This is a genomic window from Pantoea dispersa (assembly GCF_014155765.1).
GTDB classification, from domain to species: Bacteria; Pseudomonadota; Gammaproteobacteria; order Enterobacterales; family Enterobacteriaceae; genus Pantoea; species Pantoea dispersa.
Genome location: NZ_SCKT01000005.1, coordinates 219678 through 234124, shown reverse-complemented (window position 1 = coordinate 234124; position 14447 = coordinate 219678). Strand labels below are relative to the sequence as shown.

Sequence of the window (14447 nt, the reverse complement as noted above, 5' to 3'; positions counted from 1 at the left end):
TAAATCACTAACTCAGCCTTTAAGAATTTTCTTAGGTGGCAGGGCATTAAGTTCGTTTGCCGATCGCGGCGTCTTGTTATTTACGGGTTCGTTTCATTAATAAATCACCAGGCGAAAAAGCACTGACATTGGATAATCAGTAAGGATTGATTATGAAACTCAAGCTTTTTCTTTTGGCTACCAGCCTGAGCGCCGCGCTCGCCCCTGCAACGGTTTTTGCTGCCACCACAACGGGAACCATCAATGCCACATTGACGCTCACCACCGGCTGTCTGGTGAACGGTCAGTCCGCCACCAGCGGGGTTAACTTCGGTACCCTGAACTTCGGTAGCAGCGCTGCAACCTTTGATACCTTAAACGCCACCCTGGTGGGCGCATCCGGGAACGGCATTTTTGTCCGCTGCACCACCGGCCAAACCTTCAATGTGCAGGTCACCAGCAGTAATCCGGCACCGGCCACCATTTACGGTACGGTGAGCGGCCAGCCGCGTTACCTGATCCTCGGCTCCAACAATACGCAGGGCATTGCTTACACGCTGTACAGCGACGCCGCGTTTACCACCGCCATCGCCAACAACACCAACATTGCCGCCAGCGGCACCACCGATCCGACGCTCGGCACCAACTATGCCATTTACGGTCGGGTAGTCGGCGGCGGCTTTAACCCACTGATTCCGGCCGGTACCTACACCGATACTATTAACGTGGCGGTGAACTACTGACGCCAGCGGTGGGGTAAGAAGGATGGTATGGCTGCTGCGTGCTGGCAGCCTGGCCCTGCTGATAGGGAGCGTCCCGGCCTGGGGTTTGCCGACGGCCACCTTCCAGGTCTCTGCGTCAGTGGTGGCAGGCTGCGTGATTTCCGGTACCAATACCGGCGTGTTTGGCACGCTGAATTTTGGCACCCAGTCGGGCGTGGCGAGCAGCAGCGTCAGCGCCAGCTACGTGCAAAGCACCACCCTCACCCTCGCCTGCACGCCGGGTACCGCCCTCAGCATGAGTATCAATGGCGGCAGCAATTACACCAGCAGCCGCAATCTCAAACACACCAGTAACACCGATACCGTGGCGTACAGCCTGTATACCAACGCAGCGCACACCACGGCGATTCCGGTTAACTCGCCGGTGGCGCTGAGTTACAGCAACGCCAATAACATCGTGCTGCCAATTTATGGCCTGTTAACCCTGCCCGGCCCGACGCGCGCCGGGACCTATACCGATACGTTAACCGTCACCCTGAGCTGGTGACGGCAGCATAAAAAAGGATGAAAGATGATGAGCCTGCGCGCCCTGCTTCTGTGGTTTCTTCTGGCCCTGTCGCCCGCCAGCTTCGCCGCCAACTCGCTGATGATCTGGCCGATCGATCCCGCCATCAATCCGCAGGAAAAAGCCAGCGAACTGTGGCTGGAGAATCGCGGTAACGCCACCACCATCATGCAGGTGCGCATCTTCAACTGGCAGCAGATTGACGGCCAGGAACAGTATCAAACGCAGCAGCAGGTGGTCGCCAGCCCGCCGATGGTGCGGCTGGAACCGGGGCAGAAACAACTGGTGCGCCTGATTCGCCAGAGCGCGCCGCCTGCGGGCGTGGAGCAAGCCTATCGCGTGGTGCTGGATGAGATCCCGACGCCGCGCTCGCCGGGCGAGAATCAGGCCGGGCTGACCTTTCAGATGCGCTACTCGGTGCCGCTGTTTGTCTATGGCGATGGCCTGACGCGCGACAGCGCCAAAGCCGATCTCAGCTGGCGTCAGGTCAGCCGCGACGGCAAACGCTGGCTGGAGCTGACCAATCGCGGCAACGGCCACGCGCGTCTGAGCAACGTCACCGTCGGCGGTCGCGCGCTCGGCAACGGCCTGTTTGGCTATGTGCTGGCTCACAGCAGCCACCGCTGGCCGCTGAACAGCCCGGTGAGCGGTGAACTCGCGGCCGAGGTGAATAAGAATCACTGGCGCAGCGCTGCCGCGCGCTGATGAAGCTGACACCGCCTCCCTGCGCGCTGGCGGTGACCAGCGTGCTGTGCTTTTCCCCGCTGAGCAGCGCAGAGACTTTCTCTGAGCTGCCACCACCGCCTGCCGTCAGCCACAGCGCCAGCGGCCAGCAATACATGCTGGAACTGGTGGTAAACCAGCGCGAACGGGGCGAGATTGTGCCGGTCGAGCGGCGCGACGGTGAGTTCTGGCTGCGCAGCGGCGATCTGCAGCGCGCCGGCATTCCGGCGGCGAAGCTGGCTGGCGAACAGGTCGCTCCCGGTCAGTTGGGTGAGGTTAAAGTGGAATACGATGAACGCCGTCAGCGCCTGCTGCTGACGGTACCGCCCGCCTGGCTGCCGGAGCAGACGCTTGGTCAGCCGCAAAACGGCCCGCGCTACCCCGGCCAGGCCAGCAACGGCGCGCTGCTCAACTACGACCTCTACGCCACGCGCACCGACAACGCCGGTTCGCGTCTCTCCAGCTGGAACGAGCTGCGCCTGTTCGGCCCGGCCGGCCAGTTCTCCAGCAACGGTGTCTATATCCAGCAACTTGCGGGCGACACCAGCGGCCAGCAGCAGGGTTACATTCGCTACGACACCTGGTACAGCAACGAGAACGAGAGCGCCGCGCTGAGCTGGCGCGCCGGGGATTTGATTACGGATGCGCTGGGCTGGAGCAACAGCGTGCGCCTTGGCGGCGTGCAGATCGCGCGTGACTTCAGCGTGCGGCCGGATCTGGTCACTTATCCGCTGCCGGCCTTTAGCGGCCAGGCGGCGGTGCCGTCGTCAGTCGATCTGTTTATCAATGGTTACCGCAGCGCGCAGGCCAACGTGCAGCCGGGGCCGTGGTCGCTGACCAATGTGCCGTTCGTTAATGGGGCGGGCGATGCGGTGATCACCACCACCGACGCGGTCGGTCGTCAGGTGACGACGACGCTGCCGTTCTACGTCTCCAGCAGCCTGCTGAAAACCGGCCTGTCCGATTACGCCTTCTCCGCCGGGGCGATTCGCGAGAACTACGGCATCAAAAACTTTGATTACGGCGCAGCGGCGGCCAGCGGTTCCTATCGCTACGGCCTGCGCGACTGGCTGACGCTGGAATCGCACGCCGAAGGCAGCAGCGACGTGGCGATGGGCGGTGCCGGCGCGCTGGTGAAACTGGGCAGCCTGGGCGTCATCAATGCCGCGCTGGCGCAGAGCCAGCTGGACGGCAGATCCGGTACCCAGTACAGCTGGGGTTACCAGTACAACAACAGCTGGTTCAGCCTCGGCACCCAGCACACGCTGCGCAGCGAGGATTTCGGCAACCTGGCGCTGGTCGGCAGCCGCGGCGATAGCGCCAACACCAGCTATTCGCTCGCCAGACGCAGCGCGCAGTACACCGCCAGCCTGTCGCTCAGCCAGTACGGCAGCCTCGGTCTGGCGTATCTGGACATCGCCGGCGGCAGCGGCGATCGCACCCGCCTGTGGAATTTATCGTGGAGTAAAAACCTGTGGGGCAACAGCAGCCTGTACATCTCCGCCAGCCGCGACCAGCAACAGGGCGACTGGAGCGGCGCGATTTCGCTGGTGATTCCGTTTGGCGAACAGAGCAGCGCATCGATCAGCGTCGAGCGCGATCAGCAGGGACAAAGCAATCAGCGCCTGTACGTGTCGCGCGCCATGCCGAGCGACGGCGGTTTTGCTTACGATGCATCATGGGCGCATCAGGGCGGCGACAGCGGCGATTATCGTCAGGGCAGCCTGCGCTATCGCAATAACAAGATCGATACTTCCGCCGGCTTTTACGGCGACGATGACAACACCACGCAATGGGCCGATTTCACCGGCTCGCTGGTGCTGATGGACAACCATGTGTTCGCCGCCAACAACATCAACGATGCCTTTGTGGTGGTGAAAACCCGCTATCCGGACGTGACGGTGCGCTACGAAAACCAGACGATGGGCCGCACCGATGACGCTGGCTATTTGCTGGTGCCGTCCATCAGCAGCTATTACGGCGCGAAGTACGATATCGATACCCTCGATCTGCCGGCTGACATGACCGCGCCGAGAGTGGAGCAGCGCTTCGCGGTGAAGCGCAAAAGTGGCTATCTGCTGAATTTCCCGGTGGAGCGCCTGCGCGCCGCCAGCGTGATCCTGCACGACAGCAACGGCCAGCCGCTGCCGGTCTCCAGCCAGGTGTTGCGCCGCGATCGCGCCACCGAATATGTCGGCTGGGACGGCATCGTGTGGATGGAAGATCTCAGCGCCAGCAACCCGATGCGCGTGGTGACGCCGGACGGCCGCCAGTGCGAGACCACGCTGGCTATCGCTGAGGGCCAGCCTAAAGCGCTGCAGACTTACGGTCCACTCACCTGCCCGCTGCCACCTGCCGCGCCCGGTATGGCAGTGAATGCCGCCAACAACTCACAGTCAGGGATCTCGCCATGAGGAAATTTCTGTTCTTGCTGCTGTGGCTGCTGCCGGCCAGCAGCTACGCGCTCTGTTCGCTTTCGGCTCCCAGCGCCAGCTTTGGCACGCAAACCACGTTTTACGTGCAGTCGACGGCGGTCAATACCTCCAGTAACACCAACGTTAACTGCGGCACCGGCACGCTCAACCTGCTGGGCAGCGATTACGTCGCCTATGCGTTTACCACCGCCAACTACCTGAGCGGCACGCGCGCCACCATGAAGGCATCGGCCAGCGGCACCGATAACGTGCCGATTCAGCTGTGCATCGACAGCGCCTGTGCCACCGAACTGCGCCAGGGCGGCAGCTATCGCTGGAACTCTTCCGCGCTGCTGGCGCTCGGCAACAGCCTCAATTTTGTCATTCCACTCTATTTCCGCACCGTGCCCGGCCAGGTGATTGCCGCCGGCAGTTACACCACCACCATCACGCTGACGGTGAGTTATAACGTGTGCGCCGGGTTGAACGTGGCCGGCGTGTGCGTTGGTACGGTGCAGAGCAGCAGCGGGACGGCGATGCCGATCACCGTGAATATGGTGATCACCAACGACTGCACTACGATTACGGCGCCGAACGTCAGCTTCGGCAGTGCGCCGCTGGTCGGCAGTTTTTCTACCGTGCAGCAGACGATTAACGTGGTGTGTTCAAAGGGCAGCACGTATACGGTGGGACTGAGTAATGGCAGCTATTTCAGCGGCACCACGCGCCAGATGGCGAGCGGCACCAACCGGCTGGCGTACGATATTTATAAAGGCACCACCACCACTAATCGCTGGGGCCCGAGCGGCAGCGACCGCTGGAGCAGCGCGACCTCGACATCGCTCAACGCGGATACCGTGACGCGCAACTTTACCTATACGGCGCAGATTCTGACTACGCAGAATACGCCCGCAGCGGGCAATTACAGCGATAGCGTGGTGGTGGATGTGGCGTTTTAGCGGGGTGGGACGGGAGCTGGCTGGCACCCTCATCCCCCGCCTTCTCCCGCCAGCGGGAGAAGGGGCCGATCGCGCGGATGTTGAGGTGAAGCGCAGGTCTGTGAAACCGCACCGAACGGTTCCCTCTCCCGCGTGCGGGAGAGGGTCAGGGTGAGGGCCAGCAGGCAGAGCAGGAGCTGGCTGGCCCCCTCATCCCCCGCCTTCTCCCACTGGCGGGAGAAGGGACCGATTGAGCGGGGGTTGAGGTAAAGCGCAGGTCTGCAAACCGCACTGAACGGTTCCCTCTCCCGCGTGCGGGAGAGGGTCAGGGTGAGGGCCAGCAGGCAGACGGGAGCAGGCTGGCACCCTCATCCCCCGCCTTCTCCCGCTGGCGGGAGAAGGGGCCGACCGCGCGGGCGTTGAGGTGAAGTGCAGGTCTGCGAAACCGCACTGAACGGTTTCCCTCTCACGCGTGCGGGAGAGGGTCAGGGTGAGGGCCAGCGCGCAGAGCAGGAGCAGGCTGGCCCCCTCATCCCCCGCCTTCTCCCGCACGCGGGAGAAGGGGCCGATTGAGCGGGGGTTGAGGTGAAGCGCAGGTCTGCGAAACCGCACTGAACGGTTCCCTCTCCCGCGTGCGGGAGAGGGTCAGGGTGAGGGCCAGCGGGAGAAGGAGCCAACCAAGCGAGTGTTGAGGTGAAGTGCAGGTCTGCGAAACCGCACCGAGCGGTTCCCTCTCCCGCGTGCGGGAGAGGGTTAGGGTGAGGGCCAGTGAGAGAAAGTCAGGGTGAGTCCAGCGCGCGCGCACTCGAACTACAGCGACGCGCCCACTACTGTTGCGCTGTGCCGCGCCTGATACTGTTTCACCATACGGCCGATCAGCAGCGTGCCTACCAGGCCGCACACCGCGGCGAACGACAGCCAGACGCCCGGCATCGCTTTATCGCCAGTAGCATGAATCAGATAGCTCGAAATCGCCGGCGTAAAACCACCAAACAGAGCGGTCGCCAGGCTGTAGGCCAGCGAAAAGCCCGAAGCACGCACTTCAGCCGGCATGATCTCCGCCAGATACACCACCATCGCGCCGTTATAGCTGGCGTACAGAAACGATAACCACAGCTCCGCTTCCACCAGGTGCGCGAAGGTCGGCGATCCTACCAGCCCGTGCAGCACCGGCCAGGTCGTCAGGATCATCAACACGGTAAAAGTAATCAGCAGCGGTCGCCTTCCGACGCGGTCCGATAGCGCGCCCATCACCGGCAGCCAGAACAGGTTGGAGATGCCGACAAACAGCGTCACGAGGAAGCTCTGTTTGTCACTCATCATCAGCACGGTTTTACCAAAGGTCGGGGTGAATGCGGTGATCATGTAGAACATCACCGTGGTGGTGACCACCATCAGCATGCCGGCCAGCACCAGCGCCCAGTTCTGTCCCACTGAACGCACAATCTGGCCCATCGACGGGTGCGATTTACGCTGGCTGAACGCTTCGGTCTCTTCCAGCATGCGGCGAATCCAGAACAGGAACGGCACAATCAGACAGCCAACCACAAACGGAATACGCCAGCCCCATTCGGTCACCGCGTCCTTCGCCAGCAGATGATTAAGCCCCAGCCCCAGCAGCGCGGCAAAGATTACCGCTACCTGCTGGCTGCCTGACTGCCAGCTGACGTAAAAGCCTTTACGGCCTTTGGGAGCCACTTCAGACAGATAAACTGAGACGCCGCCCAGCTCCACGCCCGCCGAGAAGCCCTGCAGCAGGCGACCCAGCAGAATCAGAATCGGTGCCGCCGCGCCCAGCGTGGCGTAGCCTGGTACCAGCGCGATAGTCAGCGTACCGAGCGCCATCAGGCCGAGCGTCAGCAGCAGCCCTTTACGCCGGCCGTGATGGTCAATGTAGGCCCCCAGTATAATCGCCCCGAGCGGACGCATCAGGAAGCCGGCGCCAAAGGTCATCAGCGTCAGCATCAGCGAGGCGAACGGATCGTCGCCCGGGAAAAAGGTTTTTGCAATGGCGGTGGCGTAGTAGCCAAACACCATAAAATCGTACATCTCAAGAAAGTTACCGCTGGTAACGCTAAAGATGGTTTTGGCACCGCCCTGCGATGACTTTTGTAAAGCGTGACTTGAGCTCATATCGTCCTTCCTGGTTTTTCTCCTGTTTTAGCCTGCCGGCGCGCGAATAGATGTGATCCTGTTCACCATTGCACTTTACAAAAGTACAAACAAAGGTAACAAATAGTTAACACAGCCGGTCCGATCAGCTTATGAGGAAAGTTAATAATTCTGGGCTTTCCAGGTGGCAGGTGCAGCACAGACTATCGACCTTACCAGTAGCATAAATTCAGCGATATCAATCCCCAACAAACAATATCATGAGCCATATCCCACTCTTTTTAATGCCTTTTTCATTAGCAGAACTTATTAAGATCAGTCTTAGAAACGAGACGATTCTGGTACATGCCGCCATCCCCTCCCCCTTTATGCTGGGCAGGCAACGGTAATCACGCCGTTGTTGATTTTGGTGGAGAATACTTATGCTAACACCTCTCAGCTTTGACCCCTTTTCATCCAATACCTTGCGAGTGGGCACACCTTATCCGCTGCTGAGCGGCAGCCTGCCGGCGCAGGCCGGTGAAATCATTGAATTCATTATCAATGATCACCACTACAGCACGCCGATTGCCGCCGACGGCAGCTGGTCATTTCAGCCGCCGTTCTCGCTGAGCGAAGGCAGCCACGACATGATGGCGCGCATCGGCGACAGCGGCGAACCGCATCCGTTCTCTGTTGACGTCGCGCTCTCGGTGCCGGACAAACCGGCGATCACCGCGCTGTTTGACGATGTCGGCAGCGAAACCGGCCCGGTCGGACGCGGACACACCATTGATGACACCACGCCCAAAGTGCAGGGCTATGCGCTGCCGGGCAGCACGGTGCGGCTGTACGATCACGACAGACTGATTGGCAGCACCGTGGCCAGTAAAAGCGGCGAATGGTCGCTGGAGCCGCTGCTGGGCGCGGGCGGCCATCAGCTAACCGTCACCGCGACCGACGAGTTTGGCCGTGTCAGCGAACCTTCTGAACATTTCGACATCACTGTGGTTGAAAGCGGACCGGTGCCGCCGACCATCAGCTACGCCATTGACGATGTCGGCACCGTACAGGGCCAGCTCGCCAGCGGTTCCACCACCGACGACTTCTCGCCGCTGATCGTGGGCCGCGCGGAGCCGAACAGCATCGTTTATCTGTTCGCGCAGAACGATCACGGCGGCATCGGCTATAAAGGCAGCGTTAAAACCGATGCCAACGGTGACTGGGTGATTCAGTCACGCGCGATGATCAGCGGTGACGGCATCTACACCTTCTACGCTTCCTACGAGAACAGCAAAGACGACTACCGCCCGGATTTCAGCCTTAATATGTCGGCGCTGGAAAATCTGCGTCCGGCTATCGACTGCGCGCGTGACGATACCGGCGCCCATACCGGCCAGGTGTACCATCGCGGCACCACCGACGATAAAACGCCGGTGCTGGAAGGTCGTGGTGCGCCGGGCAGCATCGTTGAGATTGAGTACAACCTGAGTAACAGCGGCTGGCACAGCGCGGGCAGCGTGACGGTCGATGCGCAGGGCAACTGGCAGTTCGCCGGCTTTGAACTGACCTATTTTGGCGAATGGGGTTTCCGCTCGCGCGGCGTAGCCGATGGCAAAGCCAGCGCGTGGAGCGATAAGTTTGAGCTGCTGGTGATCCCCGGTGCGCCGCTGGAGCCGACCATCGACTACGCCTGGGACAACGCGGGCCCGCTGCAGGGGCCGGTTTATCAGCACGACTCAACCGATGACACCACGCCAACGCTGCACGGCAGCGGCACGCCGGGCCAGGTGATTGAGATCGAATATGGCGTGCAGGGTGAAGGCCTGCGCCACGCTGGCAGCGTGCAGGTCGATGCCGACGGCAAGTGGAGCTTCACCTCACCCTATCTGCATCAGCCTGGCGTGTGGGAATATCAGGCGCGCGCCTCAACCGGCGAGATGAAGAGCAACTGGAGCAGCAAATTCGTGCTCGACGTCAGCCCTGATGCCGCGTTCGGGCAGCAGGATGAAGCCCAGCCGGATGCGCTGACGCTGCACCAACTGCTGAGCGAAGGTGGCAAAGGGCTGTTCATTGAGGATGACAGCACCCAGCTGCTGGTGAACGGCAAGCCGGGCGACAGCGTACAGCTGCAGGATATCCTGCCGGCAGGCGAAGCGGTTGATGGCTGGACGCAGCAGACCGGCACCCTGACCATCGCCGGTACGCAATATCACGTCTGGAGCCACGGCGACGCCGAACTGCTGGTGCAGGACGGCGTACAACTACAACTGGTGTAACTCCCCGATGCCGTGCGCGTAGCACGGCATTTTATTTTCTTAGCGTATATATTACGTGATGGATGGTGCCACAGGAATTTCATGCCACCGGCGATAACAATCGTAACTGTATTAAGTCTCCAGATATTTTATCCTGCCATGTCATTTGTTATTTTATTATAATTTAAAAAAATCAAATCCCACCTTTTAATCTCACCCTCAAGTCAAAGAGCAGCTCGCACCGTTATTATTTTAATTCAAATTTTATGTCTGAAGGCGACCTCATGAACGATTAACCGTTTTAATTCACAACACTAATAATGGAACCATTTTAACTATGACCTTCAGTCAACCTGAAGGAAATCACTGAATTAATATAACAGGCTAATTATTTTTATATTACTTAATTGAGCGTTCGAGACGCTTCTCATACAGCTCATTAAAAAACTTGTTAAGAATGCAGGCTCATTTTGTTGCGGCCTCCGTTACCGCACTATTCTTTTCAAAGGGAATTTTAAATGGAAATCCTTGATTATAAAGAAGTTATAATCCATGAGCGTACCACAGCAAATCCAACCTTTAGCGGCTCGGCCAATACTGAGATTGGGCTTGGCGGTACGATGAGAATCGTCATTGGCGACACGGAATACCGTGTTGACATCAATCCTGAGACTGGCCGCTGGAGCTGGACGGCACCGGAAGCACTGAAAGATGGTGAATACAGCGTTTTCTTTCAAACCATTGATAAAGCGGGTAACCCTAGCCCACCTACGTTAATTACGCTAGTTGTAGATACTACGCCTCCCGCAGCACCCAAGCTTCTGTTCATCTATGACGATCAGGGTAATGAGACCGGCATAGTGAACCCTGGCGAAACCACTGATGATCGCCGCCCAACGCTGACGGGATTTGCTCAGAAAAACACCCTTGTCTACCTCAAAGATGGTGGCACGATTATTGGTAGCGCAAAGACCGATGAAAATGGCGTGTGGGTGATTGAACCGGAAAAAGATCTTAGCAACGGAGATCACAAACTTACATTAGTGGCCAAAGAGACCTTTAATAAAACTGAACGCCTGGGTGCTGAGTCTGAAGTCATTGATTTAAAGATCGGGACTATCAGTAAGTCAACGCAGTTCGAAACAGGCAAAGCAATTACTCAGCCTGCGAATATTATTTCAAATGAAGAGAGCGCCACTCTGTCAGATAAAGTGGTGAAAACCGTTCAGTATCTGGAGAGAGACACCGCAACGCCAACATTCCAGGGTAACAGCCCTTCTGAGAAAGGCCGTGGTGGTTCAATGATAATCACCATAGGGAAGGTGACTTACACCACCGAGATTGATAAAGAAGGGAACTGGAGTTTTACTCCACCTCAATCCTTTGCTGATGGTGAATATAGCCTCGCCTTCCAGTCAGTTGATAAGGCCGGGAACATCAGCCTGCCTTCCCTTTTTACCTTGAAAGTGGATACGACTCCTCCTGTCGCGCCGAAATTACTTCTGATGTATGACGATCAGGGTAGCCAGATTGGCATGATCGAAAATGGCGGGATCTCTGATGACAAAGTCCCGACTCTCACTGGCGTTGCGCAAAAGAACACTATCGTCTATTTGAAAGATAGTGGAAAAATAATTGGCAGTGCGCTTGCGGATCAGGATGGCATCTGGACAATCGAACCAGAAGTAGCTTTGACCGACGGCATACATAAACTCACCCTGATCGCAAAGGAAACGTTTAATAAAAAAGAACGCTGGGGAGAAGAATCGACAGACTTTACGCTGACTGTTGATACTACCGCCCCGGACAAGCCGGTCATCACCGGTGTAAGCGATGACGCCGGCGCCATTCAGGGTCCGGTCGCCAAAGACGGCGTCACCGACGACAAGCGTCCGGCCCTCAGCGGCACCGCTGAAAAGAACAGCACCGTCACCATCTACATTGATAATGTGCCACGCGGCTCCGTTATCGCCGACGGCAACGGCAAATGGACCTTTACCCCGGGCACCGACCTCGCCGACGGAAAGCACCAGTTCCACATCATCGCCACCGACGCCGCCGGCAACGCCAGCGCGCAGAGCGACAGCTGGGGCATCACCGTTGACACCAAAATGCCCGTCGCGCCGACGATTGAAAGCATTCTTGACGACGCCGGCAGCGTGACCGGCAGCGTTAAAAACGGCGGCATCACCGATGATAAAACCCCGACCCTGCACGGCAAGGGCGTACCGGGCACCATTATTGAGGTGCAGTTCTGCGCCGCCGGAAAGACATGGCAGGCCGCCGGCACCGCCACTGTTGACGAAAACGGTAACTGGACGCTCACTCCGCCGGCCCTCAGCGCCGACGGCGCGTGGGAGTATCAGGCCCGCGCCTTTAACGGCGCAAACCACAGCCCGTGGAGCAGCAAGTTCGTCCTTAACGTCAGCACCGAGGCCGACAAAGCGCCGGAAATCACCCACGCGGTAGACGACGCTGGTGCGGTGCAGGGTAATCTGAAGAACGGTGACATCACGGACGACAGGACCCCGACGCTGCACGGCAAGGGCGTGCCGGGCGCAGTAATTGCGGTGCAATATAATAAGGCCGGCACCAGCGGGTGGATTGATGCGGGGTCAGCGGTGGTTGACGCCAGCGGCAACTGGCACTTTACATCCCCGGACCTGAAGACCGACGGCACCGTTCACTTTATTGCGCGATCCGTAAACGGTGCGAAGGTGAGCGACCGGACAGGCTACTTCACGGTAAAAGTGTATGCCAGCGCCGACAAAGCACCGGAAATCACTCATGCGGTGGACAACTCGGGCGCGGTGCAGGGTGACGTGAAGCACGGCGGCATCACCGACGATAAAACGCCGACGCTGCACGGCAAGGGCGTACCGGGTGCGGTAATTGAGGTGAAATACAGCAAGGCCGGCGGCGAGTGGGTCGTGGCAGGCTCAGCGGTGGTGGATGCCAGCGGCAACTGGCACCTGACATCCCCGGACCTGAAAACCGACGGCAGCGTTTCTTTTGCGGCGCGTAGTATTAACGGTGCCAAAATGAGCGACTGGTCAAACACCTTTACGCTGAAAGTTTACGCCACAGCAGACGCCGTGCCGGAAATCACCCACGTCATGGACGACGCCGGTGCCGTAACGGGCCCCGTAAAAAGCAATGAATATACCGATGATAAAACCCCCGTGCTGCACGGCAAGGGCGTGCCGGGCGCAATTATTGAAGTGCAGTTCGGGCTGAGCACTGGCTCATGGCAGGCAGCAGGCTCAGCGGTGGTGGATGCCAGCGGAAACTGGCGCCTCGAATCACCGGCCCTGACGACCGACGGCCGCTATGAGTACCGTGCCCGTTCAACAAACGGCGTGAAGCAGAGCGCCTGGACGGGCAAGTTTTACCTGAACCTCGACACCGCTGCCCCGGACAAGCCGGTCATCACCGGCGTGAACGATGACGCCGGCGCCATCCAGGGGCCGGTCGCCAAAGACGGCGTCACCGACGACAAGCGTCCGGCCCTCAGCGGCACCGCCGAAAGGGACAGCGTCGTTACCGTCTACATTGATAATGTGCCACGCGGCTCCGTTATCGCCGACGGCAACGGCAAATGGACCTTTACCCCGGGCACCGACCTCGCCGACGGGAAGCACCAGTTCCACATCATCGCCACCGACGCCGCCGGTAACGCCAGCGCGAAAAGCGACAGCTGGGCCATCACCGTGGACACCGTTGCCCCGGGCAAGCCGGCCATCACCGACGTGAGGGATGACGTCGGTGCTGTCACCGGAAGCATCGGTAAAGACGGCGTCACCGACGACAGACGCCCGACCCTCAGCGGCACCGCCGAAAGGGACAGCGTCGTCACCGTCTACATTGATAATGTGCCACGCGGCTCCGTTATCGCCGACGGCAACGGCAAATGGACCTTCACCCCGGGCACTGACCTCAGCGACGGGAAGCACCAGTTCCACATCATCGCCACCGACGACGCTGGCAACTCCAGCGGCAAAAGCGACAGCTGGGATATTGAGGTTGATACGACTATTGCAGCTCCGGTCATTAAAGGCATTCGTGATGACATCGGTAGCATTCGGGGAGACCTGAATAGCGGTGATTATACTGATGACAACCGGCCTGAACTTTGGGGTACAGCCAAAGCAGATAGCATCGTTACCATTTTTGATGGTGCTATCATCATTGGCTCCGTTAAGGCTAACGCCAGCGGTGAGTGGAGTTTCATACCACCTCGTGAACTGGCAGATGGTACGCATACCTTTACTGCTCAGGCAAAAGATCAGACCGGTAATACCAGCGGTAGCTCTAATTCCTGGAGTATAATTGTTGATACCATTCCGCCGGATGCGCCGGATATTGATTTTGAACTTTCCAGTACATCATTACTGATGCTTAACGGAGAAGAAACTAACGTTACTGAATTTAACGTGGGCAGTGATCCAACAACTGTGACGTCTATCAACAAGCAACTTCCTTCCGCTGAGCTTCTGGTTGCGGCAAATGAGGAGTTGTTTAGTCAACAAAGTGAGATCCAACATCAGTCAATTACTTTAAAACTGGAAGATATCGTTAAGAGCGAAAATATCAATCAATGGGGTCAAGAGACAGAAGAAGCGAGCAAAAACAGCAATGGCTATCAGGTATTTATTCACTCTGTATCAGGAGAGGAAACGCTCATTCAGGATAAAGCTATTAACAACATTGAATAATTAACTGATATTGTTGACGCTGTTTCAATATGTAATGGAAAA

8 protein-coding genes are annotated in these 14447 nt (G+C 58.5%); 7 read left to right on the top strand and 1 reads right to left on the bottom strand.

Annotated elements, in window-relative coordinates; genetic code table 11:
- The first annotated feature begins 152 nt into the window (after nucleotides 1-152).
- From H7K56_RS15985 to H7K56_RS15965, 5 genes are read left to right on the top strand one after another with little or no spacing between them, the layout of a single operon-like run.
- The gene (locus H7K56_RS15985) at nucleotides 153-722 is read left to right on the top strand and encodes a spore coat protein U domain-containing protein (RefSeq protein WP_021509578.1); all 570 of its coding nucleotides are present in this window, start codon (nucleotides 153-155) and stop codon (nucleotides 720-722) included.
- A 22-nt stretch (nucleotides 723-744) separates the two neighbouring features.
- Nucleotides 745-1248 (top strand): Csu type fimbrial protein, encoded by a 504-nt coding sequence (locus H7K56_RS15980; RefSeq protein ID WP_088518017.1) that lies wholly within the window; start codon nucleotides 745-747, stop codon nucleotides 1246-1248.
- Nucleotides 1249-1272: 24 nt separating this feature from the next.
- The gene (locus tag H7K56_RS15975) at nucleotides 1273-1971 is read left to right on the top strand and encodes a fimbrial biogenesis chaperone (RefSeq protein ID WP_375140416.1); all 699 of its coding nucleotides are present in this window, start codon (nucleotides 1273-1275) and stop codon (nucleotides 1969-1971) included.
- Entirely contained in the window at nucleotides 1971-4403 is a 2433-nt protein-coding gene (locus H7K56_RS15970; RefSeq protein ID WP_150360413.1) for a fimbria/pilus outer membrane usher protein, read from the top strand. Before H7K56_RS15975 ends, H7K56_RS15970 begins: the two co-directional genes overlap by 1 nt.
- Nucleotides 4400-5362, top strand: coding sequence for a Csu type fimbrial protein (locus tag H7K56_RS15965; RefSeq protein ID WP_059012047.1), 963 nt, complete (start codon nucleotides 4400-4402; stop codon nucleotides 5360-5362). The genes H7K56_RS15970 and H7K56_RS15965 overlap by 4 nt, the downstream gene beginning before the upstream one ends.
- Nucleotides 5363-6151: 789 nt before the next feature.
- Here H7K56_RS15965 and H7K56_RS15960 read toward each other — a convergent pair.
- Entirely contained in the window at nucleotides 6152-7474 is a 1323-nt protein-coding gene (locus tag H7K56_RS15960) for an MFS transporter (protein ID WP_021509584.1), read from the bottom strand.
- Between the two features lie 401 nt (nucleotides 7475-7875).
- Between H7K56_RS15960 and H7K56_RS15955 the strand changes: the two genes are divergently transcribed.
- On the top strand, nucleotides 7876-9711 hold the full coding sequence (locus tag H7K56_RS15955) for an Ig-like domain-containing protein (protein WP_220496603.1): 1836 nt from the start codon (nucleotides 7876-7878) through the stop codon (nucleotides 9709-9711).
- Between the two features lie 497 nt (nucleotides 9712-10208).
- Nucleotides 10209-14405, top strand: coding sequence for an Ig-like domain-containing protein (locus tag H7K56_RS15950; protein ID WP_150360412.1), 4197 nt, complete (start codon nucleotides 10209-10211; stop codon nucleotides 14403-14405).
- The last annotated feature ends 42 nt before the right edge of the window (nucleotides 14406-14447 follow it).